Source organism: Streptosporangium sp. NPDC053982 (genome assembly GCF_055585205.1).
This window is the reverse complement of sequence record NZ_JBVJKQ010000001.1, coordinates 366,457-388,996: the sequence shown is the minus strand read 5'-3', so window position 1 is coordinate 388,996 and position 22,540 is coordinate 366,457. Positions and strand designations below refer to the sequence as shown.

Genomic DNA, 22,540 nt, shown 5'->3' with positions numbered 1-22,540 from the left:
GCTCAGCTCCTCACGACAGCGAGGACTTCGTCCCTGATCGCTGCCATCTGAATGTCGTCGGCCGCCTCGGCGTTCAGCCTGAGCAGCGGCTCGGTGTTGGACGGACGGAGGTTGAACCACCATCCGGGGCCGGACACGGTCAGGCCGTCCAGCTCGTCGAAGGTGACGCCGTCACGGGCGGCGAACCGCTCGCGGACCCGCTCGACGGCCGCTCCCTGGTCGGCGACCGTGCTGTTGATCTCGCCGGAGGCGGCGTAACGGGTGTAGGCGGCGAGCAGGTCCGACAGCGGACGGTCCTGCTCGCCCAGCGCGGCCAGCACGTGCAGCGCGGCGAGCATCCCGGTGTCGGCGGACCAGAAGTCCCCGAAGTAGTAGTGCGCGGAGTGCTCGCCGCCGAAGACCGCGCCGGTCCTGGCCATCTCGGCCTTGATGAACGAGTGGCCCACCCGGGTGCGGACCGGCTCGCCGCCGTGCTCGGCGACGATCTCCGGCACGCTCAGCGAGGTGATCAGGTTGTGGATGATCCGGGCGCCGGGCCGCTTGGCCAGCTCGCGCACCGCGACCAGCGCGGTGATCGCCGAGGGGGAGACCGACTCGCCGCGCTCGTCGACCACCCAGCAGCGGTCGGCGTCGCCGTCGAAGGCCAGGCCGATGTCGGCGCCGACGTCGAGGACGGCCTTCTGCAGGTCGCGGAGGTTCTCCGGCTCCAGGGGATTGGCCTCGTGGTTGGGGAAGGCGCCGTCCAGCTCGAAGTAGAGGGCGGTCAGCTCCAGCGGCAGCCCGTCGAACACCGTGGGGACGGTGTGGCCGCCCATGCCGTTGCCGGCGTCCACCACGACCCGCAGCGGCCGGATGCCGGACAGGTCGACCAGCGTGCGCAGATGGTCGGCGTACCCCCGCAGCAGGTCGCGCCGGGACACGCTCCCGCCGCCGGGCCCGCCGACCCCTCCGGCCAGCAGCTCGGCCGCCCGGTCGCGGATCACGGTGAGCCCGGTGTCGCCGCCGATCGGCACGGCTCCGGCCCGGCACATCTTCATGCCGTTGTAGCGGGCCGGGTTGTGGCTGGCGGTGAACATCACACCGGGCAGGCCGAGGCTGCCGCTGGCGTAGTACAGCATGTCGGTGGAGGCGAGGCCGATGTCGACCACGTCGGTCCCCCGCGAGGCGGCCCCGCGGGCGAACGCCGCGGCCAGCGGCTCGGAGGAGTCGCGCATGTCGCGGCCGACCACGGCGGTGCGGGCCCCGGTCACCTCCGCGAACGCCGCACCGACCGCCTCGGCGGTCTCCTCGTCGAACTCGTCCGGCACGACGCCGCGAACGTCGTACGCCTTGAAGATCCTGGCGAGGTCGCCCACTCCAGCTCCGCCCCTTTATGTCGTGTCTGCCGACCCCAGCCTAGTAGGGTCAGCGGTCACGCTGGGGCTGAGCCGATCGGAGCACCCTGAGATGACCGCGCCGCCCGACCTCGACCCCCTGGCCGACCGGCTCGGTGCCGCCGCCCGGGGCGGGCCTGGCGGCCTCGCGCACCGCGTTGGCCAGAGCCTCCAGGTCGTCCGTGCTCGGCGGAGCGCCCTCGCTGGGCAGGCGGACGACCTCCCAGCCGCGGGGCGCTGTCAGCCGCTCGGCGTGCTCGGCGCACAGGTCGTAACAGTGCGGCTCGGCGTACGTCGCCAAGGGCCCGAGGACGGCGGTCGAGTCGGCGTAGACGTACGTGAGCGTGAATACGGCAGGCTGACTGCACGCGGTGCGGGAACAGCGGCGGACGGGGCTCACGGTGGGACCGTATCCGGTAAGCGTCCGGGGCGCCACTACCTGAGCGCTCTTAACGAGCGTGTCGCCACAATTCGGACACGTGTCCCGGCTTTCACCCGCCTGTACGGCTTGCCCCCGGCCGCGGCGGGACCGGGGCGTCACGACGGGAGCGGGACAGGGGGCGAAGCGGACCTCGGGGGATACCGGGGACGGGATGGCACAGCGGGAGCGGGACAGGGGCCGGAGCGGACATCAGGGGGGACATCGGAGGCGGGATGGCACGACGGGAGCAAGACAGGGGCCGGAGCGGACATCGGGGGAACACCGGGGGAACGCCGGAGGAACACGGCCTAAGCTTGGCCCGTGAGCTCGGCACCCGGTAGACCCCGCCCTCCCCGCCGCCGCGACCGGCACGGACGCGGCATGCGCGGCCCGCTGGCGCCCTCTCACGTGCCGATCGCCAAGTCCCGCGGCGAGCGCTTCGACGACCTCGTCCTCGACGCCGTGGACCGGCTCAAGCCCCGCTGGGGCAAGCAGCTGGCCGCCGTGCGGTTCGCGGTCGAGGAGGTGCCCCCGGCGGCCGATCTGAGCGACGGCCCCGGGCTGCTCGACGGCGAGCCCATCCCGTTCGGCCGGTCCGAGCCGGCCTCGGGGAAACGGCCCGCCGTCGTCGTCGTCTACCGGCGCCCCCTGGAGGCCCGGGCCCGCGACCGCGAGCAGCTCGGCGCGCTGGTGCACGACACGGTGGTCGAGCAGGTCGCCGGGCTGCTGGGGTTGTCGCCGGAGACGGTGGACCCGGGCTACGAAGGCGAGGACTGAGGGGTCCCGCCTCCGACGGGTTCCCGGGGCGGGCCCCTAGCCTCAGGGCCTCAGGGACTCAGGGCCTCCCAGCCTCAGCGTCTCAGGACCTCGGCGTCTCAGGGCAGCACGGCCGCCGCGGACTCGGCCATCGGCGGCACCAGCGCCCAGACCCGGGCCGCGGCCAGCGGCTGCACGGTCAGCGCCCGCCCGTCCGCCAGGCGCTCGTCCATCACCCGCGCGCCGTACACCGGCCCCGACCCCGGCAGCGGCTCCGCGACCACCGCGAAGGCGCCCTCCACGTCGGGCAGCTCGACCTCCTTGGTGCGCGCGGCGGGGATCTCCACCTCGATCGGCTCTGGCGCCTTCCCCTTGCGCGGCAGCATCGTGACGCTCACCCTCCCGGCCGCCTCCGGCGCGCTGAACACCAGCCGGGAGCTCTTCTTGCCGCCCGTACGGTTGCCGGCGACCACGCTGCCCAGGTCGATCGGGGCGGCCCCGGCGGTGAAGCCCACATCGACCCGCTTGCCCGTCCCGGTGGCCGCCACCGCGGCCACGACCGGCACCGGGGAGGTGAGCAGGACCGCGGCGGGCCGGCCGTCCAGGCCGGCGGACAGGTCCATGACGGCGACCGACCCGGCGGGCACCTCGATCGCGTCGTGACCGTCCAGGGCGTAGGTGCCGTCGGGCGTGACGACCCGGACCTCGACGATCACGTCGGTCCCGGCGGGCGAGGCGACCAGCAGGTCGCGCCGGCCCCCGCCGCCGGGGACGCCGGGCACCACGACCCGGGTGGCCGGACCCGCGGAGAGCGGCAGCCAGTCGACGCCCCGCCCCCCGCTCATGACCGCGTGGGCCGCCGCGGTGACCCGGCCGAAGGCGGTGCTCACCTCGACGGCCATGACCAGCGGGGAGGGGGCGATGTCACGCAGCCTGATCGCGCGGCTCTCACCCGGCTCGATCATGATCGTGTCGCCGGAGCCGCCGGCCACCGGGCCCTCGCCGGAGTAGACCGTGATCTCCACGCCGGCCGGGGCGAGGTCGGCGTTGGCGAGGTGGAGCGTGACGTCGGCCGCGGCCGGGCCCGGTCCGACCAGCCAGGCGCTCGCGCCCGGTTCCACGCACCGCACCCCGGCCAGCCCCCGCTGCTCGCCCGAGGTCTCCCGGCGGGTCTGCGCCGCCTCCAGCCCGGCCGCCATGTTCCCGGAGGCCGTCGCGACGATCGGCGGCGATCCCGCCTTCTGTCTCTCCTGCCACAGGCCGCCCGGAACGGTCAGGGTGGCCAGCGTCCTCTCCCCCGCGACCAGCGCGGCGGCGCCCTGCCCGCCGCCGCCCGGCGGGGTGACGACGCCGACGTCGGAGCCGCCGGGGTCGGGGCAGACGACCGTCACGGAGGCCACCGGCACCTTCCGCGGCACGGGGGCGGGCGCGGCGGGGGTCCCGGGCCGGGTCGCGGCGGCGAAGCCGTACAGGACGGCCAGGCCCGAAAGGACGATCAGCACGAGCCGGGGCGGGCCGGAGCGGCGTTCGGCGGAGGCTCTCAACGGGCCACCGCCTTCCCGCCCGCCCGGGAGACGCCCCGGGAGGCGTCCCGTGAGCCTCCCCGGGCGGCGCCCCCGGGATCCCCCGGAGGCTCGCCCGCGGCGGGCTCGTCACGCGCCCCGGGCGCGGCCATGATCGCGACGGCCGCGGCCGTCACCGCCTGGACCCAGAGCCAGGGACCGTGCCACGGATCGTCCGGGGCCGCCGGAAGGGGGGTGACCGGGATCGTCACCTGCCACACGCCCACCCTGCGCGACAGGCTCATCCTGGCCAGCTCGGGCTGGGAGTCCAGCGCGCGGCTGACCCGCGGGTCCACCGGCGAGGCCACCGCGACGAACCGCACCCCGTGGGCGGCCAGCACCCGGACGTCGTCGCCGCCCCGGCCCGAGACCAGCCCGGCCGCGGCGACGGCGACGCGGTCGCGCGGCCCCGCGGGCACGGGGACGTCGGCCTCGCCGACCAGCGGGGTACGGCGGTGCAGCACGGTGAAGGCGAAGCCGCCGCCCCGGGCGCGCAGCAGCAGGGTCAGGTCGCGGTCGCCGGAGTTGACCGCGGCCAGCGCCGGCATCGCGTCCGGAACGTTCCCGCTGATCGGCCCGTCCGCGCCCCGGGCGACCCAGGTGACGGCGGCGAGCAGGGGCGCGGAGCAGGCGGCCGCCACGACGGCGAGCGCGGCGACCCGGCGCGCCCGGCCCGCCGTACCCGCCGTTCCCATCCGGTCCGCCGCGCTCGCCGTACCCGTCCGGCCCGCCGTGCCCGCCGTCAGGAACCTCGCGGCCCGGCGCGCGGCGAGGACAGCCACCGTCAGCATCCCGACGGCGGCGAAGGCGAGCGGCACGCCGGGCCAGGCGGGGCCCTGGACGTCGCCGTTCGGGGAGGCGACGGTGGTACGGCTGACCAGGATCGCGACCAGCAGGCCGAACAGCGCGACCCCCCAGCCGATCGCGGCGACCGGGCGGTCACGGCGCATGACCGTCGTGGCCGTCACGACGACGCAGGCGGCGACGAGCCCGCAGGTCACCCAGGCCGGCGGCACGCCCGGCCCGCCGGGGCCGAGCGCCAGCAGCGTCCCGGCGGGCAGCGCGGGATCGGCGAGGTCGGACCGGTACAGACCGGCTTCCAGCAGCAGCCGCCCCGGATTCGCGGCGATCCCGGCCAGCCAGGGAAGCAGCAGCGCCACGGGGACGCCGGACACGATCGCGACCGAGGCCGCGATGCCCCGGCGCGGGAAGGCCAGCGCGGCCAGCGCGCCGAGGACCAGCACGAGGGGGTAGAGCAGCGGGGCGAAGGCCGTGCCGACGGCCAGCAGGAGGCCGAGCGCCCACGCGGCCCGGCGGGCGCGGCCGTGCTCGCCCGCGAGCACGGTGACGGCCAGCGCCGCGCAGGCGGGCAGCAGCACGAAGACCACGGCGGTGCCGAGCCGTCCCGCGGCGATCGCGCCGGTGGCCACCGGCAGGAGCGCGTAGCAGGCGGCCGGCAGGGCCCGGGCCCACCGGCCGGGGACGAACGGGCGGGCCGCCGCGTAGGCGCACACCCCGGCCAGCGGCACGCAGCCGAGGAGCAGCAGCCAGACCGCGAGCCAGGTCTTGCCCAGCAGCACCGTGGAGACCGCGGCCAGCACCGCGACGTACGGCGGGGCCCACGCGTCGCCGCCCAGCGCCGCCGGACGGGGCCCGCCGGTGTAGAGGTCCCACAGGTCGGACGCCCCGCCGATCACCGGGACGAGCGCGCCCCCGCCCAGCCGGGCGCCGCCGAGCAGGGAGCGCTCGGCGGCCAGCGTGACCGCGGTCAGCGCCAGGAAGAGCAGAACGCCGGGGTTGCCGAGGAACCGCTGCATCCCCCCGGCGTCGGCGAGCAGCTCGTCGCCCTCCTCGGGTGTGGACACCGCGTGGTGGCGGCCCGCGGACTCCGGGATCCCGGCGCCCGACAGGCGGCTCTCCAGCCGCTCGGCCATCCGCCGGTAGCCCGCCCCCGGCGGGGTGAGCAGCCGGGCGACCGCCCGGTGGGACCGCCGCCGCCCCGCGGCGCGGGCCCGCCGGGCCTCCGCCAGCCGGGCGGGGCGGGCGAGCACCGAGCCGAGCGCGGCGATCTCGTCCAGCGCGGCGGCGGGCCGCTTGCCCAGCAGGAGCAGCAGGGCGCGGCAGACGGAGTCGGCGAGGTTGCGGGCCAGCGCCCACGGCAGCGACCGGGACGGCAGGTTCGCCATGACCACGAACACGGCGTTGCGCCGGTCCAGGCGGCGGAGTCGGCCGCCCCTGCCCGGACCGGTGCCGGAGCCTCTGGTGAAGCCGGAACCGAAGCCGATGCCTCCTCTGGTGTCTCCTCCGGTGTCTCCGCCGAACCCGGAGCCGGAGCCGGAACCGGAACCGGAACCGACGCTGACGCGGCGAAGGCGCCGGGTGGCCGCCTCGGCGTGCCAGGCGACGGCGCCGGAGACGTTCCGGACCCGGTACCCGGCGGACCATACCCGCCAGCACAGGTCGAGGTCGTCGCGGAACAACGGCAGGAAGGGGTCGAGCCCGCCCACCTCCTCCCAGACGTCGCGGCGGACGAGCATCCCGGCGGTGGAGACCGACAGCACGTCGCGGTCGGCGTCGTGCTGGCCCTGGTCGTACTCGCGGGGGTCCAGCCCGGTGTCCCTGCGTCCCGTCAGGTCCACGGTGACGCCGATCTCCAGCAGGACCCTCCGGTCCGCCCAGTCGAGGAGCTTGGGGCCGAGCACCGCGATCTCCGGGTCGTCGCCGGCCGCCCGCAGCAGGGCCCGCAGCGCGCCGGGGTCGGGTGCGCAGTCGTCGTGCAGCAGCCAGAGCCACTCCCGCCCGTCCGCCGGGCCGAGCCGGTCGAGCACCGCGGCGACGGCCTCGCCGAAACCGGTCCGGCGGGGCAGGGGAAGCACGGCGTTCGGGCCGAGGACGCCCCTCATCAGCGCGGCGGCGCCGTCGCGGCTGCCGGTGTCCACCCCGACGACGCGGTCCACCGCGCGGGTCTGCCCGAGCAGCGCGTCGAGGGTCTCCCCCAGCCATCGCGCGCCGTCGTGGCAGACGATGATCGCGGTCACGGTGTCGGGGGGCGAGGGTGCGTCGGTGACGGACATGCGTCTCGCGTCCATGAGGGGGTGATGATCGGCGACAACGATACGACACGGCCGTCAGGCCATGTCAGGGGCGGAGAAAAGGTCATGCCCGCCGGGGAAGGATCATGTGCCCGGAAAGGAACACCGGCCTCCCGCACACGACGGCGGGCCGTACGGCGGACGGTCAGGGGGCCCGCGGACGGCGGAGCGCCGTATGGGCGGGCAGGACGAGGACGGGGGCGGAGACGACGCGGACACACGCGGACATGAGCGGAGAGGACGTGAGCGTGGGCGCGGGCCTGAGAGGAGATGACGTGAGCGGGCAGGACGCGGGCGCGAAAAAGGGCCACGCGCCCCCCACGGTCACGTGACCCTTCGTCATGTCACCGGACGCCCTTTCCGGACGCCCTCGTCGTCTGCCGGAACCCTCAGACCGCCTCGCGCTCAGACCGCCTCACGCTTGATCCGGCGGCGCTCGCGCTCCGAGAGCCCTCCCCAGATGCCGAACCGCTCGTCATGCTCCAGCGCGTACTCCAGGCACTCGGCACGCACCTCACATGAGCGGCAGACCTTCTTGGCCTCCCGGGTGGAGCCCCCCTTCTCCGGGAAGAACGCCTCCGGGTCGGTCTGCGCGCACAGCGCGCGTTCCTGCCAGCCGAGCTGCTCCTCGGCGATGCCGTCTTGTGCGATGACCAGGTCGGCCACTGCACACCTCCCTGCCGCCCGCCCGCGAATCCGAGCCCCCCTATGAACGCCTCCCTCCTACCCAGCAGGCGGAAGGCGTAACAACACGTGTGTAATTACACGCGCGTGGCCTGTGTGACGTCAAGCGGCATGCCGATGTCCGGGGAAAGACCCGCTCTCCCCGGTCGGCGTGTCACGGCTCCTCGCCACGAGGGCGAGCGGCAGGCGATCATGACGATCGCCTGGTCGTTCAGTGCTCCCGGCGGTCGGAACCGTACCAGGACATGTTCTGCTCCTGACCGGGGCCCACCCTTTCTCTATCCGTGTTTTCCTCCCCCGTGACCTGCCCCGAGCGCTCCGGCTTGTAGATCGCGGTCGGGTCGATGGTCGGGCGGGAGTCCCACGGCCTGATCCCGGGGTCGGGATCGTTCAGCGGGTCTCCCCGGTAGGCGCCGGAGCCGAGGCGCATCGTCGACTCCTCCTGCGCGTCCCACTGCTCGCCGCCCTGCTGCTGGTACGGCTGCTGCCCCTGCTGCTGGTACGGCTGCGCCGCGGGCGGCGTCTGGTGGGTCTGCGGGTGCCCGAAGGGGTCGTCGTAGCCGCCGGTCTGCGGGCCCGGGGAGCCGGGAGAGGAGCTGTACTCCGGGACGCGCAGCTGCGGCTCGGTCCCCTGCGCCTGCTGGGCGTAGCTCTCCGCCTGCTGGTATGCCTGGGCGATCTGCTGGGAACGGGGGTCCACCGGGGCGGGCGCCTGGTAGGGCGTGCCCTGCTGCTCGGCCTGTCGGGCGAACTCGCCGCCGGAGTATCCGGTGAGCGGCTGGCCGTAGTTCTCCGGCGGCTGCGGGAAGGACTGCTGCGGCCGGCCGTCGAAGGCGGTGTGCGCCCCGGCCTCGGCCGGCGGGGAGTAACTCTCCTGCGGGGGCGTGTAGAACGGCGTCTGCTGCTCGGCCTGCGGAGCGTGGCCGCCGCCCGTCCCGCCCTCGGCCTGTTGCCGGTCGTAGCCGGGCAGCCCGCCGTCGGCCGGGCGGTCGTAGCCGGGGAACCGCTGCTCGCCGTGGGCCGGGAGCCGGCCGTGGTCGGCCTGGACGGCGTAGGGGGCGGGCTGCTCGTACGGCGCGGCCGTGTGCTGGACGTCGGCCGCCACGTACGGACCGGGTGCGTACGGCTGCTCGGCCGGGGCGGCGGAGGCCTGCGGGGGCAGGGAGGGCTGCGTCGGGGCCGGGTTGTAGACCGGAGGCTGCGCGCCGTACCCCTGGTCGCCGGTCGGCGGCGCGTAGGCGGCCGGGGCGTGGCCGTCGCCGGAGGGGGCCCCGTAGGAGGAGGCGTAACCCTCACCGCCCTGCGACGCGTAGGCCGGGGCGTGCCCGTCGCCGGACGGCGACGCGTAGGAGGGGGCGTGTCCCTCACCGGCCTGCGGGTAGGCCGACGCGTGTCCCTCGCCCGGCTGCGCCGGGTAGGCGGTGGTCGCGGCGGACCGGAGATGCTCCTCGGACCCGTGACCGCCGCCGTGCCCCTCGGAGGCCATCGGGTTCTGGGCGTCCTGGGAGCCCTGGGTGCTCTGCGCGGGCGGGAGGGCCGGCAGGCCCCGGAGGTGCTGGGGCTGGACGTGGGGGCCGGGCTGGGCCTCCTGCGGGCGGAAGCCCTGCTGCGTGCCCTGGTCCGGGAAGCCCTGGTCCGGGAGGCCGTGCTGGGCGGCGGACATCTGCTCGGCGGGACCCTGCGGAACCCCCGGCCCCTGGAAGCCCTGCCGGCCCTGGGGGAAGCCCTGCTGACCCTGGTGCCCCTGGCCCTGGTGCCCCTGCTGGCCCTGGAAGGCGGCCTCCTGCGGCTGGAAACCCTGCTGGGGGGCCTGCGGGAAGCCCTGCTGGGGGGCCTGCGGCGAGCCGGGCTGCTGGGCCGGGTTCTGCGGGAAGCCCGGCGGGAACGGCTGGTCCTGCTGGACCCCCGCGTGCCCGGCCTGCGGAGGCGCCGGGAAGGACTGCTCCTGCGGGCGCTGTTCCTGCATGCCGCCCAGGCCGCCGACGGCGCCGAGGCCGTTCCCCTCGGTGAACCCGGCGGGCCGGGTCCTGGGAGCGGCGGCGGTCATCCGGGGCAGCAGGTGGAGCAGCCCGACGGCGGCGAGCGCCAGCGCCGGAACGCTGAGGAGGAGGAACTCCAGCAGGCCCATCACGCTGTCACCGGCGAACAGCCCGCCGATCAGGCCGATCGCGCCGAACAGCGTCATCAGGCCGAGGGCGGCCACGGCCACCTGGGTCATGAGCTTCAGCCGTGCGACCGGCGGGCCGAAGTGGCTTCCGAGCAGGACGCCGCCGACGAGGAGCGCGACGAGCACCGGGGAGGTGAGGCCGCTCAGGACCGCCTGCGCACGGACGGCGAAGGTCGCCTCGCTGGAGCCGGAGAATCCGAACAACAGCCGTATGACGCCGAAAAGGACGCTCAGGGCCGCCGTGGCGACCATGAGCCACGCGGCCGGTCCGCGGAGCCGGTCAGCCTCGACGTTGTTCACAACTACCCCCACCGGGTCGTCAGGTAAATCCGAGCCAGTTTTGCACATGGCCGACTTACGTGTCGGAACTCTCCGCAACCTCGCCAGCCCCACAAGCCAACCATTAAGGACACTGTCATATATTTCGGACAGCCATATCGGCCCTCCCGCCTGCGCGGACGGCCCTCGCAACGATCACGACAAGGCGGCCGCCGCCCCGCGCAGATTTTGCCGGACCGGCGGCCACGAGGCAGTGGAAGACTGGACGTCATGCGCATCGTGTCCCTCGCCGGCGGTATCGGCGGCGCCCGCTTCCTGCGCGGCCTGCGCGCCGCGGCCCCCGACTCGGAGATAACGGTCATCGGCAACACCGGTGACGACATCGTCCTGTACGGCCTCCAGGTCTGCCCCGACCTGGACACCGTGATGTACACCCTCGGCGACGGCATCGACGAGGAGCAGGGCTGGGGCCGGCGTGACGAGTCGCACGCCGTCAAGGAGGAGCTGGCCGCCTACGGCGTCGAGCCCCAGTGGTTCGGTCTGGGCGACCGCGACTTCGCCACCCACATCGTGCGCACCCAGATGCTGCGGGCCGGGTATCCGCTGTCCGCGGTCACCGAGGCCCTGTGCGCCCGCTGGGAGCCGGGCGTGCGGCTGATCCCGATGACCGACGACCGCGTCGAGACCCACGTGGTCGTCTCCGACGAGCAGGGCCGCCGGGCGATCCACTTCCAGGAGTGGTGGGTGCGGATGCGCGCGTCCGTCCCGGCCGAGCGGATCGTCCTGGTCGGCGCCGACGAGGCCCGGCCCGCCCCCGGTGTGCTGGAGGCCGTCGCCGAGGCCGACGCGGTGATCCTGCCGCCGTCCAACCCGGTGGTCAGCATCGGCACGATCCTGCAGATCAAGGGCATCCGGGAGGCTCTTGAGGGCAAGACGGTGGTCGGTGTCTCCCCCATCGTCGGCGGCGCCCCGGTCCGCGGCATGGCCGACGCCTGCCTCACCGCGATCGGCGTGGAGACCACCGCCCAGGCCGTCCTGGAACTGTACGGCTCGCCGCTGCTGGACGGCTGGCTGGTCGCCGAGGAGGACGCCGGGGTCCGGCTCGACGGCGTCCGCGTCGAGGCCCGTCCCCTGATCATGCACGACATCGAGGCGGCGGCCGCGATCGCCCGCGCCGCGCTCGACATGGTCACCGGCCTCGCGGCCTCCCGCGGCCAGGCCGCCGGAGCACCGGACGACGCCGGGACACGAGACGAAGTCGCCGGAGCACCGGACGACGCCGGGGCACGGAGTGAGGCCGCCGGGACGCGATACGAAGAGGAAAGATGAGCAGGACCCGCCGCAAGCAGGACGAACAGCCCGTCGAGACCAGGTTGGAGATCTTCCCCGTCCCCGGGCTGCCCGAGGTGCGGGAGGGGGACGACGTCGGCGCGCTGATCGCCGCGGCCATGCCCGACCTCCGTGACGGCGACATCCTCGTGGTCACCTCCAAGATCTCCAGCAAGGCCGAGGGCCGGGTCCGCCGCGGTGTCGGCCGGTCGGAGGCCATCGCCGACGAGACCCGGCGGGTCGTCGCCCGGCGGGGCGAGACGGTGATCGCCGAGACTTCGCACGGGTTCGTGATGGCCGCCGCCGGGGTGGACGCCTCCAACTCCGAGCCCGGCACCGTCGTGCTCCTCCCGGTCGACCCCGACGCCTCCGCCGTGGCCGTCCGCAGGAGCGTCCGGGAGCGGCTCGGCGTTTCGGTCGCGGTGATCGTCTCCGACACCTTCGGCCGCCCCTGGCGCAACGGCCAGACCGACATGGCCGTGGGCGTGGCCGGGATGCCCGCCGTACTCGACTACCGGGGCCTGTCCGACGACTACGGCAACCCGCTGGAGGTGACCCTGACCGCGATCGCCGACGAGTTCGCCGCCGCCGGCGACCTGGTCAAGGGCAAGATCGCGCAGACCCCGGTGGCGGTGATCCGCGGCATGGCGGAGTACACCACCGAGGAGGACGGGCCGGGCGTGCGGGAGCTGGTCCGCCAGTCCGAGGACGACATGTTCCGGTACGGCTCGCGCGACGTGGTCTTCGCCCGCCGTACCGTCCGCGGGTTCGCGGCCGAGCCGGTGGACGGCGCCAAGGTCCGCCGGGCGGTGGAGGCGGCGATCGCCGCCCCGGCGCCGCACCACACGACGCCCTGGCGGTTCGTGCTGCTGGAGTCGGCCGGGGCCCGCCTGCGGCTGCTCGACGCCATGCGGGAGGCGTGGATCTCCGACCTGCGGGGCGACGGCTTCTCCGAGGCGTCGATCGAGCGGCGGATCAGGCGCGGGGACGTCCTGCGGGCCGCGCCGTACCTCGCGGTGCCCTGCCTGGTCATGGACGGCTCGCACACCTACCCCGACCCGCGCCGCGCGGCGGCCGAGCGGGAGATGTTCGTGGTCGCAGCGGGCGCGGGGGTGCAGAATTTCCTGGTCCAGCTCGCGGTGGAGGGCCTGGGGTCGGCCTGGGTGTCGTCCACCATGTTCTGCCGCGACGTGGTCCGCGAGGTGCTGGACCTGCCCGCGACGTGGGATCCGATGGGCGCCGTGGCGATCGGCCGCCCGGCCGCGCCGCCGCGCGAGCGGGCGCCGAGGAAGGCGGACGACTTCATCGCGGTCCGCTAGGTTCCGTGGATCTTCGCCACGGCGAGGAGGTCCGCGGAACAGAGCCTCGACGAGCAGGTCCGGCGCCCCCCGTGGCGCCCGTGGCCCGCACGGACTCGGATCCACCCGCCTGGACGGCGCACCGTGCGCCACTCATCGCACACGAGGAGTAGCGGCCGCCGCAGGGGGCATGACGTCTCGGTGAGTGAGTCCCCGGAGTCCGGCTACCGCCATGGTGACGGGCTGACGCAGCCCCCGGTGGAGCCGGAGCCCGAGCTTGAGGACGCCTTCGACCGCCTGGTCGACGAGGGTTCGGGGCGGCTGGCGCGGCCGTGGTCGACGCTGGTGGTGACCGGCCTGCTCGGCGGGATCGACATCGGCACCGGGGTGCTGGCGTACCTGCTGGTCGAGGAGGCGACCGGGTCCACGATTGTGGCCGGGCTGGCGTTCAGCATCGGTTTCGTCGCGCTGGTGCTGGCCCGTAGCGAGTTGTTCACCGAGAACTTCCTGGTACCGGTGGCCGCGGTCGCGGCCCGGCACGGATCTCTGGGCGGACTGGCCAGATTGTGGGCGGTGTCGCTGGTGGCCAACCTGGCCGGTGGGTGGGGAATCGCCTGGTTGATCATGCAGGCCTTTCCCCGGCTGCATCTGACCGCCGTGAAGGCCGGCACCCACTTCGCGGAGCTGGGGGTGAACCTGCGTTCGTTCTCTCTCGCGGTGCTGGCCGGCATGGTGATCACGCTGATGACCCGGATGCAGCACGCCACCGACGACATCGGGGTCCGGTTGGTGCCCGCCGTGCTGTTCGGCGCCCTGCTGGCCGGCGGTCAGCTGTTCCACAGCGTGCTGGACTCGATCCTGATGTTCGCCGCCCTGATCACCGGCCGGGCTCCGTTCGGCTACCTGGACTGGCTGGCGGCGTTGGGCTGGGCCATCCTGGGCAACCTCGTCGGCGGCGTCGGGCTGGTGACCTTCCTGCGGCTGGCGCGGGTGCCGCACCGCCTCGCCGAGGAACGCGGCCACCAGCGCTGACGACGCGCCGCGGCAGGGCCCGTGGCACGGGGCCCCGGGCCGGGAGCCCGGGCCGAGAGCCCGGAGCCGGGGCACGGGACACGGACCGGCCAGCGGAGCCCGTACTCCGGACCCGGACCCGGAACCCGGAACCCGGAACCCGGAACCCGGAACCGGGAATCCCGCCCTTCCGACAAGAAAGATTGTCGGATACAGTGGTGGCATGCTTGATGTGGCGGTGATCGACGACCCGGCCGCGGCCGAGGTCTCCCTGGACCCGATCCGGGTCCGGCTGCTGGCCGAGCTGGCCGAGCCGGCCTCGGCCACCATGCTGGCCGCCAAGGTCGGCCTGCCCCGCCAGAAGGTCAACTACCACCTGAAGACCCTGGAGCAGCACGGCCTGGTGGAGCTCGTCGAGGAGCGCAGGAAGGGCAACGTCACCGAACGGGTGATGCGCGCCACCGCCTCCTCCTACGTCATCTCCCCGGTCGCGCTGGCCTCGGTGGCGCCCGACCCGTCGCGCGCGCCCGACCGGCTGTCGGCCCGCTGGCTGCTGGCCGTCGCCTCCCGGCTGGTGCGCGACGTGGGCGAGCTGATCAGTGGCGCGACCAGGGCGAACAAGCGGGTGGCGACGTTCGCCATCGACGGTGAGGTGCGCTTCGCCTCCGCGGCCGACCGCGCCGCCTTCGCCGAGGAACTGTCCGGCGCGGTCACCGCGCTGGTCGCCAAATACCACGACGAGACCGCCGAGGGCGGGCGGCCCCACCGCCTCATCGTCGCGATTCATCCGCGCGTCGACCCAGAATCGGTGCAGACTCGGACCACCGGGTCCGACGGCACCGAGGAGAGTTGATGCTGCACGAGTTCGATCTGCACAAGGAGATCACCCTTCCCGCCACCCCCGAGGAGGTCTGGGAGGCCATCGCGACCGGTCCCGGCATCGACTCGTGGTTCATGGGACGCAACGAGGTCCTCGGGGGTGAGGGCGGCAGCACACGGCTGACCGTCGGCGGCATGACCGAGGGCTCGACCATCACCGCCTGGGAGCCGGGCAAGCGGTTCGCCCACCGCGGCGAGGAGGCCCCCGACGGCAGGTTCATGGCCTTCGAGTACCTCATCGAGGGACGCGACGGCGGCAGCACCGTGCTGCGACTGGCGCAGAGCGGCTTCCTCGGCGACGACTGGGAGGCCGAGTACGAGGCCATGCAGGAGGGCTGGGACATGTACCTCCACACCCTGGCCGCCTACCTGCTCCACTTCCCCGGCCGCACCGCCACGGCCGTCGTCTCCGCCTTCCGCCCGGGCTCCGCCGACCAGGACCGCGCCTGGTCGCTGCTCACCGGCGCGCTCGGCCTGCCCGGCGACCCCGCCGCCGGCGACCCGGCCCGCGTCATGGTGGACGGGCTCGCCCCGGTCGAGGGCGTGGTCGACTACGCCGCCGGACCGTCCCTGCTGGGCGTGCGCACCGCCGACGGCCTCTACCGGTTCATCCACTCCGGCCCGACGCGGGGCGACGCGATGGTCCTGGGCCACCACCTGTTCGCCCCCGACGCCGACGCCGCCAAGGCCGAACGCGCCTGGCAGGACTGGCTCACCGCCCTGTTCTCCTGATCACCGGCCTGTCCCACCCGGAAGCCGGCCCATCCGCCGCTGGGTCCTCTCCCGCGAGAGGGCTCGCGGCGGATGCGTATCACGGTCGCCTATCCGTGTCGCGATCTGGACGGGCGTGGAGTCACCCGTTTTCGTCCCTGGACGCGTCCGCTTCCCGCTCACCGATGCCCAGCGCGACCAGTAGACGCCACACGTCGGTGGACGGATCACGATGGAGGATCGGGCAGTCCGGGGCGTGCCCGGAACGGGCCGTCCACATCCGTGGTGACCACGGCCCGGCATCGCGGCCGACCGGCTCGAACCGCGCGCCATCGGGATCACAGTCTCCCCGGGCACAGGAGCCGACCAGGCTCCGGGCGTGTTTCACCGCTTTCCCCTCCTTCGAATTCAGGGCGTCACGCCGGGCTCCTCTGACATTCTTGTCGCCTCTCCTGTCGTAGTCCTTGAAGGCGTCGGCGCCCTTCGCCCGCCGTAGCTTCTCGACCACGAGTCCGCTGCTGCCGCTCTGTGCCCCGGCGAACGGCTGGAAGTGAAGCAGAAGCCACAGATCGAACGACGGATGCGAGAACGCAACCTCGACTTTCGACTCGGCCGCGACTCTGATCGCCTGTGGGATGTCATCCCACTGATCGCGGTCGAAAAGCGCCCATGCCTCGTCCTCACGGGCGACCTTCCGGGCGGCCTCGACGACCCCAGAAGGGGTCATCCCGTTCTTACGGAAGACCGGCTGGATCTTGAAAGACCGCCTCTTCCGGTCGTCGCCGTCTCCGAACCGCTCGTTCAGGTACTCCAGGTAGTCCGGCTCCGTGGACTCACCCTCGCAGGCCACATACAGCACTCGTACCCCGCGCGAGCGCGAACCGGATCTCGGAGCCAGTGACCGCTCGTCCTCCAGGCGTCCACGCCTTCTCCGTGCCGTCCGCCTCTCGCCCTTCCCCATCGGTCCGCTCACGTCCCCATCGGTCCGCTCACACCGTCGCCTTCGTCTCACGCCCGGACAGCCCGCGGACGATCTTCCCGGCGGTGACCCGGGGTACTCCGCCGTAACGACCGCGCAGATAACCTCGCTCCAGGTTCTCCTCCTTGCGGGGCTTGGCCTCCGTAAGTGGGTAGATCTCCGTCTCCCCCGAGCCCCGCTTCGCTGTGATCCACACCTGGTCACGGTTGAGCGGCCGGTCGAGCACCTCACTGCCTAGCAGGGTCGCGTCATGCGTCGTGAAGATGAGCTGGGCTCCGTGCGGGTTGGATGCGGGATCCTGGAAGACCCGCACGACCTCGGCCGCGAGCGCCGGATGAAGGCTGGAGTCCAGTTCGTCCACCAGCAGGACCGATCCCTGGTCGAGCGCGGTGAGCATGGGCCCCAGGAAGGCGAACCAGGCATGGGTTCCCATGGACTCCTCCGCGTGGAAGTCCAACGGCGTCTCCCCGCCGTCCGGAGTACGGTGCCACAACCTGACCTCGCCGGTCTCGGGGTCCGTGTCGAGGCGGGTGATTCCCAGATCTGCCGCTTGCAGCAGCTCCGCGATCCGTTGACGGTGGTCTCCCTCCTGGCTCGGGTGAGCCAGGCGCCATCTGGTCCAGCGCAGCCGGGTCTCGATGTCTCTGCCCGGAGACACCGGCCACAGATGGCTCAGAAACCACCCGTGCACCGCCGACAGCTGGGGATCGTTGAGAGTCGCGCCAACCGACAGAAACAGGGCGTTCGGACGGGTCAGCCGGACCAAGGCGTCCCGCTCTCCCCTGAAACCCTCCCCTCGGAAGACGAACTCCCCGCCCTCCGCCTCCGGGCGGCCCGCCTCCCGGTCGAACCAGACATTGCGGCGGCCGTGCGGGTACGCGTGCAACCATTCCGCCTCCACCCGCTCGTCCGACAGTTCGAAGCCGTAGGTGTAACGGACGGGGTCCCGGCCCATCACGAGATCGATCTCGAACAGCGTCGTCTCCCTGCGGGAGGCGGGATCGAGTTTGAAAGGCTGGCGGGGAACCGCCTCCGGGATCTTGGCCCAGTCGGCGAAAGAGTCGCGCACAGCGTCACGCATGAGCTGGAAGCCGCTGAGCAGGTTGGACTTTCCCGACGCGTTGGCCCCGAACACGCCTACCACCGGCTGCACCGAGACGTCCCGCCCCCGGTACTTGAGACCGGTCTTCCGAGCCGAGCCCTCGTCGAACTCCGTGGCGATCAAGGACAGTTCGTGCTCGTCGCGGACGGACCGGTGGTTAGCCAGCCTGAAGCGGATCAGCACCGTTGAACCTCCCTACCAGAACAGGGAATTCCGTCCCGTCATCTACCCTCTAACGCAGAAAACCTGCACAGGAAATCATATGGCAGCTACTTATCGGATGTCAGCGAGTGACTCGCGGTCGCTAAGGTCCCGTGGCGCCGTACCATCATCCGGTGCCGAGCTCTCACCGGTTCATCCACTCCGGCCCGACGCGGGGCGACGCGATGGTCCTGGGCCACCACCTGTTCGCCCCCGACGCCGACGCCGCCAAGGCCGAACGCGCCTGGCAGGACTGGCTCACCGCCCTGTTCTCCTGATCGGCCGGGGGTCTCCTCCTCATCACTCCCGACCCTGTAATAGATCCGGAAATCCGGACATGGGTGGGTGTTGACCACTCAAGTGAGGAGACCGGATGGGAAGGGATCCCGAGCGCCGGTTCGTGGAGATCTACGAGTCCGCCTACGCCTCCATCCTCGGATACGCCCTGCGCCGTTGCCCCGACCCCGACGACGCCGCCGACGTGGTGGCCGAGACGTTCACGGTCGCGTGGCGGCGGATCGACGAGGTGCCCCAGGGGGAGGAGGCCAGGCTGTGGCTGTTCGGCGTGGCCCGGCGGGTGCTGGCCAACCACCGGCGCGGTGAACGGCGGCACGAGCAGCGGACGGCGGTGCTGCGCGGGCAGCTCGCCGCCTCACCGGTGCTCGATGAGCCGTCCGTCGAGGACTACTCGCGGGTCGGGAACGTCCTGCGCGGCCTGTCGGACGGCGACAGGGAGCTGCTGACCCTCGTCGCGTGGGAGAACCTCGACACGCGGGAGATCGCCCGCGTCCTCGGCGTCTCCCGCAACGCCGCGGCCGTCAGGCTCTACCGCGCCCGCAGGCGCTTCGCACGCGACCTGGCCAAGGCCGGGATCGACCACCCGGGCCTCATCGCCGTCGAAGGGAGACCGCTGTGAACATCGCCGACCTCGCACGGGTGCGGAACGACGACCTGGCCCGGGATCCGGCAGGGCAGGCCACGGGCGCCGGGGCGCGTGCGCTGATGGAATCGATCATTTCGGAGGAGCGGGCGCCGGCCGGGCGGCCGCGCCGGAGCCCGCCGATCCGGCGCGGCCTGACGCTGGGCGCCGCCGCCGGGCTGGCGGCCGCGCTGGTCGTCGGAGTCGGGCTGCCCTGGGGCGGCCCCGCCACGGAGTACGCCAACGCGGCCGTCTCACTGAAGCGGACCGACAGGTATCTCACCGTCTCCGTCACCGACCCCGACGCCGACGCGGCGGCCTTCGCGGAGGCGTTCAAGGCCGTCGGGCTGGACGCCACCGTGGAGAAGATCCCGGTGCCGCCCCGGATGGTGGGCAAGATGTTCGGCCCCGACCTGGTCGGGGACCTCCCGCCGGGCACAGGGGTGACCTACGAGCCGGAGGGACCCTGCGGATCCGCGTGGTGCGGAAAGGTGACCTTCCCCGCGGACTACACCGGGAAGATCTCCGTGAGCATCGGCCGCCCGGCCGCGCCCGGCGAGCCCTACGCGGGCCTGTCCACCGTCAACGAGGCCGTCGACACCGCGTCCGTGGACGGCTATCCGGTGAAGGGCAGGACGGTCGCGGAGGTCAGGGCCGAACTGGCCCGGCGCGGGCTGAAGATCCGGTACTTCCTGATGGAGAACAACGCCGACGGCAGCGGCGTCAGCTCCCCCGTCGGCCCGGACCGGATCAAGGACGACTACATCGTCGCGATGGCCACGCCGTACAGCTCCGACACCGTGGAGCTGCACGCCGGCCCGGACTCCAACCCGTTCCTACGCGATCTTCGCCGCGGGGACTGAGCCGGTCGGGCCGGGCGCCCCATGCCGAGCCGGTCGGGCCGGGCGCCCGGTGCCGATCCGGGCGTCCGGCACCGAGCCGAGCGTCCGGATCAGCGCGTCTCCAGCGGGAGCGGGGACCGTACGCTGCGGCAGACGCCGTCGCTCGCCGCGGCGGCGGCCAGCCGTTCCGCGTCCGGCACGCCGTAGGAGGTGGTGCGCTGGCGGACCGGGCGGCCGGTGGGGGCGACCATCGCCGCGATCTCGGTGATCGTCTTGAAGGAGCCGTTCTCGGAGCCGGCCATGCGGCTGATCGTCTCCTCCATCAGCGTGCCGCCGAGGTCGTTGACGCCGCCCTGGAGCACCTGGCGGCACAGGTCGTCGCGGAGCTTGACCCAGGAGCACTGGACGTTGGCGATCGCGCCGTGCAGCAGGACGCGGGCCAGCGCGTGCACGGCCCGGTTCTCCCGCGCCGTCGGGCCGGGCCTGGCGATCCCGGCGAGGTAGATGGGGGCGCTGGTGTGGACGAACGGCAGCGGCACGAACTCGGTGAAGCCGCCGGTCTCCTCCTGGATGTGGCGGATCAGCCGGATGTGCCGCACCCAGTGGGCGTGGGTGTCCACGTGGCCGTACATCATCGTGGCCGTCGTCGGGATGCCGAGCCGGTGGGCGGTGGTGATCACCTCGACCCACTCGGCGGCGGGCAGCTTGCCCTTGGTCAGCACCCACCGCACGTCGTCGTCGAGAATCTCGGCGGCGGTCCCCGGCAGGGAGTCCACGCCCGCCTCCCTGGCCCCGGCGAGCCACTCCTCGACGGACACGTTCAGCCGGCTCGCGCCGTTGACGACCTCCATCGGCGAGAAGGCGTGCAGGTGCATGTCCGGCACCCGGGCCTTGACCGCGCGGGCGAGGTCGAAGTAGGCGTCGCCCGGCATGTCGGGGTGGATGCCGCCCTGCATGCACACCTCGGTCGCCCCGGCCTCCCAGCCCTCCCAGGCGCGGTCGGCGACCTGCTCCAGGCTGAGCGTGTAGGCGTCGGCGTCGGTACGGCGCTGCGCGAAGGCGCAGAACCGGCAGCCGGTGTAGCAGACGTTGGTGAAGTTGACGTTCCGGTTGACGACGTAGGTCACGTCGTCCCCGGCGGCCTGGCGGCGCAGGTCGTCGGCGATCCGGCACAGCTCGTCGAGAGCGGCGTCGTCCGCGCCCGCGCCGTCGGCGTCGCCGGCGGTGTCGAGGAGGACGAGCGCCTGCTCCTCGGTCAGCCCGGCGGGGTCGGACGCGGCCCGCCGCAGCGCCTCCGACACCTCCCCCAGCAGCGCCGCGGGCGCCCGCCCGGCGCGGCCCCCGGACGGCGGGCCCGCGGGCAGGCGGTCCCTCAGGGCGTCCCAGTCGCCGTAGACGTGGTCGAAGTCGTCGCGGCGGTCGCGGCTGCGCCCCTCGGTGTCCACGGCCGTGTGCAGGTCGGTACGGCCCGCCGCGGCGAACCCGCCGTCCGGCTCCTGCCAGGGGCGGCCCGCCGGCGTCACACCCTCGCGGGCCAGGCCGGTCTCCGGGTCGGCGAGGGCGGCCACGTGCCCGGCGAGCCGGGGGTCGAGCCACGGCTCGCCGGCCAGCACGTACTCGGGGTAGATCGTCAGCCGCTCGCGCAGGGCGAACCCGGCGGCGGCGGTGCGGGCGGCGAGGTCGTCGATCTGCGGCCAGGGGCGTTCGGGGTTGACGTGGTCGGGCGTCAGCGGGGAGACGCCGCCCCAGTCGTCGATGCCGGCCCGGATCATCAGGGCGTGCTCGCCGTCCACCAGGTTGGGCGGGGCCTGCAGCCGCACGCGCGGCCCGAGCACCAGCCGGGCCACCGCGATCGTGGCGGCGAGTTCCCGCAGGTCGGCGTCGGGCATGCCGCGCATCGCCGTGTCGGGCTTGGCGCGGAAGTTCTGGACGATGACCTCCTGGAGCCCGCCGTACTCGCGGGCCACGGCGCGCAGCGCGAACAGCGACTCGGCGCGCTCGGCGACGGTCTCGCCGATGCCGATGAGGACGCCGCTGGTGAACGGCACGTTCGTGCGCCCGGCGTCCTCCAGGACGCGCAGCCGTACCGCGGGGTCCTTGTCGGGCGAGCCGTAGTGGGGGCCGCCCTTCTCCTCGAACAGCCGCCGCGAGACGGTCTCCAGCATCATGCCCATCGACGGCGCGACCGGCTTGAGCCGCTGCAGGTCGCGCCAGGACAGCACGCCCGGGTTCAGGTGCGGCAGCAGCCCGGTCTCCTCCAGGACCCGGATCGCCATGGCGCGGACGTAGGAGAGGGTGTCGTCGTAGCCGTGGGCGTGCAGCCACTCGCGGGCCTGGGGCCAGCGGTCCTCGGGCCGGTCGCCGAGGGTGAACAGCGCCTCCTTGCAGCCCAGCTCCGCGCCCCGCCGGGCGATGTCCAGCACCTCGTCGGGGCCGAGGTACATGCTCTCCAGCCGGTGCGGGGCGACGGCGAACGTGCAGTAGCCGCACCGGTCGCGGCAGAGCCGGGTCAGCGGGATGAAGACCTTGCGGCTGTAGGTGACGACCCCCGGCCGCCCGGCGGCGGCGAGGCCCGCGTCGCGGACCCGCCCGGCGTGCTCCAGCAGGGCGTCGAGGTGCTCTCCGGTCGCGTGCAGCAGGACGGTGGCCTCGGTGACGTCGAGGGTCTTGCCGTCCCGGGCACGGGCCAGGGCTCGCCGCATCGCGGTGTCGGTGGGGTTCACGCTCATGGGGGCACATTACGGCCCGGCCCCCGGCCCGCCCGCCGCGGGTCCGGATCACCCCCTCGACTCTTCAGCAAAGCTGAATCGTCAAGCCAAGGAACTCTCGATAGACGTAAATGCATGCGTAAACATATATTGGAGGAGTTCCCCCGGAGATCCCCCACAGGAGTCGATGATGATCTGGTTTCTTCTCGCCCTCGGCCTCGTCGCCG

Annotated in this window: 18 protein-coding genes; 9 read left to right on the top strand and 9 right to left on the bottom strand. The window is 73.5% G+C overall.

Annotated elements, in window-relative coordinates; all coding sequences use genetic code 11:
• Window positions 1-2: 2 nt before the first annotated feature.
• Window positions 3-1,355 (bottom strand): phosphomannomutase/phosphoglucomutase, encoded by a 1,353-nt coding sequence (locus ACZ6W9_RS01735; RefSeq protein WP_389958748.1) that lies wholly within the window; start codon window positions 1,353-1,355, stop codon window positions 3-5.
• A gap of 49 nt (window positions 1,356-1,404) precedes the next feature.
• Entirely contained in the window at window positions 1,405-1,773 is a 369-nt protein-coding gene (locus ACZ6W9_RS01730) for a DUF3499 domain-containing protein (protein WP_179819439.1), read from the bottom strand.
• Window positions 1,774-2,175: 402 nt separating this feature from the next.
• On the opposite strand from ACZ6W9_RS01730, the gene ACZ6W9_RS01725 reads away from it, so the two are divergent.
• The gene (locus tag ACZ6W9_RS01725) at window positions 2,176-2,571 is read left to right on the top strand and encodes a metallopeptidase family protein (RefSeq protein ID WP_389958745.1); all 396 of its coding nucleotides are present in this window, start codon (window positions 2,176-2,178) and stop codon (window positions 2,569-2,571) included.
• 98 nt (window positions 2,572-2,669) lie between these two features.
• Here the strand turns inward: ACZ6W9_RS01725 and ACZ6W9_RS01720 are convergent, their stop codons facing one another.
• The 4 genes from ACZ6W9_RS01720 to ACZ6W9_RS01705 all read right to left on the bottom strand — a co-directional run bounded on the left by ACZ6W9_RS01720 (window position 2,670) and on the right by ACZ6W9_RS01705 (window position 10,367).
• The gene (locus tag ACZ6W9_RS01720) at window positions 2,670-4,094 is read right to left on the bottom strand and encodes a DUF5719 family protein (protein ID WP_389958743.1); all 1,425 of its coding nucleotides are present in this window, start codon (window positions 4,092-4,094) and stop codon (window positions 2,670-2,672) included.
• Entirely contained in the window at window positions 4,091-7,201 is a 3,111-nt protein-coding gene (locus ACZ6W9_RS01715; protein ID WP_389958740.1) for a glycosyltransferase, read from the bottom strand. Before ACZ6W9_RS01715 ends, ACZ6W9_RS01720 begins: the two co-directional genes overlap by 4 nt.
• 408 nt (window positions 7,202-7,609) lie before the next feature.
• Window positions 7,610-7,870, bottom strand: a complete 261-nt coding sequence (locus tag ACZ6W9_RS01710; protein ID WP_179819442.1) for a WhiB family transcriptional regulator — start codon at window positions 7,868-7,870, stop codon at window positions 7,610-7,612.
• Window positions 7,871-8,099: 229 nt separating this feature from the next.
• Window positions 8,100-10,367 carry a hypothetical protein gene (locus ACZ6W9_RS01705; protein WP_389958737.1) on the bottom strand — a complete coding sequence of 756 codons (2,268 nt, stop codon included), beginning with the start codon at window positions 10,365-10,367 and terminating at the stop codon, window positions 8,100-8,102.
• A 237-nt stretch (window positions 10,368-10,604) separates the two neighbouring features.
• On the opposite strand from ACZ6W9_RS01705, the gene cofD reads away from it, so the two are divergent.
• From cofD to ACZ6W9_RS01680, 5 genes are all read left to right on the top strand, one after another.
• Complete coding sequence (gene cofD / locus ACZ6W9_RS01700) at window positions 10,605-11,663, top strand: 2-phospho-L-lactate transferase (protein WP_389958734.1); 1,059 nt, start codon at window positions 10,605-10,607, stop codon at window positions 11,661-11,663.
• Entirely contained in the window at window positions 11,660-12,982 is a 1,323-nt protein-coding gene (locus ACZ6W9_RS01695) for a coenzyme F420-0:L-glutamate ligase (RefSeq protein WP_389958731.1), read from the top strand. The genes cofD and ACZ6W9_RS01695 overlap by 4 nt, the downstream gene beginning before the upstream one ends.
• Before the next feature lie 180 nt (window positions 12,983-13,162).
• A complete protein-coding gene (locus ACZ6W9_RS01690; protein WP_470116551.1) occupies window positions 13,163-13,993 on the top strand; it encodes a formate/nitrite transporter family protein in 831 nt (276 codons plus the stop codon).
• 202 nt (window positions 13,994-14,195) lie between these two features.
• On the top strand, window positions 14,196-14,825 hold the full coding sequence (locus ACZ6W9_RS01685; protein WP_362929096.1) for an ArsR/SmtB family transcription factor: 630 nt from the start codon (window positions 14,196-14,198) through the stop codon (window positions 14,823-14,825).
• The gene (locus ACZ6W9_RS01680; RefSeq protein ID WP_470116550.1) at window positions 14,825-15,583 is read left to right on the top strand and encodes an SRPBCC family protein; all 759 of its coding nucleotides are present in this window, start codon (window positions 14,825-14,827) and stop codon (window positions 15,581-15,583) included. Before ACZ6W9_RS01685 ends, ACZ6W9_RS01680 begins: the two co-directional genes overlap by 1 nt.
• Before the next feature lie 121 nt (window positions 15,584-15,704).
• Here the strand turns inward: ACZ6W9_RS01680 and ACZ6W9_RS01675 are convergent, their stop codons facing one another.
• Together ACZ6W9_RS01675 and ACZ6W9_RS01670 are read right to left on the bottom strand one after the other, a co-directional pair.
• Window positions 15,705-16,421, bottom strand: a complete 717-nt coding sequence (locus ACZ6W9_RS01675; RefSeq protein WP_470116549.1) for an RloB family protein — start codon at window positions 16,419-16,421, stop codon at window positions 15,705-15,707.
• A gap of 130 nt (window positions 16,422-16,551) precedes the next feature.
• Window positions 16,552-17,826, bottom strand: a complete 1,275-nt coding sequence (locus ACZ6W9_RS01670) for an AAA family ATPase (RefSeq protein WP_470116548.1) — start codon at window positions 17,824-17,826, stop codon at window positions 16,552-16,554.
• Window positions 17,827-17,978: 152 nt separating this feature from the next.
• On the opposite strand from ACZ6W9_RS01670, the gene ACZ6W9_RS01665 reads away from it, so the two are divergent.
• The 3 genes from ACZ6W9_RS01665 to ACZ6W9_RS01655 all read left to right on the top strand — a co-directional run bounded on the left by ACZ6W9_RS01665 (window position 17,979) and on the right by ACZ6W9_RS01655 (window position 19,626).
• Entirely contained in the window at window positions 17,979-18,122 is a 144-nt protein-coding gene (locus ACZ6W9_RS01665; protein WP_470116547.1) for a hypothetical protein, read from the top strand.
• 95 nt (window positions 18,123-18,217) lie between these two features.
• Window positions 18,218-18,760 (top strand): RNA polymerase sigma factor, encoded by a 543-nt coding sequence (locus tag ACZ6W9_RS01660; protein ID WP_470116546.1) that lies wholly within the window; start codon window positions 18,218-18,220, stop codon window positions 18,758-18,760.
• Window positions 18,757-19,626: a hypothetical protein gene (locus tag ACZ6W9_RS01655; RefSeq protein ID WP_470116545.1), complete on the top strand. Its 870-nt coding sequence runs from the start codon at window positions 18,757-18,759 to the stop codon at window positions 19,624-19,626. Before ACZ6W9_RS01660 ends, ACZ6W9_RS01655 begins: the two co-directional genes overlap by 4 nt.
• Before the next feature lie 89 nt (window positions 19,627-19,715).
• Here ACZ6W9_RS01655 and ACZ6W9_RS01650 read toward each other — a convergent pair whose 3' ends face one another.
• Window positions 19,716-22,307 (bottom strand): bifunctional FO biosynthesis protein CofGH, encoded by a 2,592-nt coding sequence (locus ACZ6W9_RS01650; protein ID WP_470116609.1) that lies wholly within the window; start codon window positions 22,305-22,307, stop codon window positions 19,716-19,718.
• Window positions 22,308-22,540: the final 233 nt, after the last annotated feature.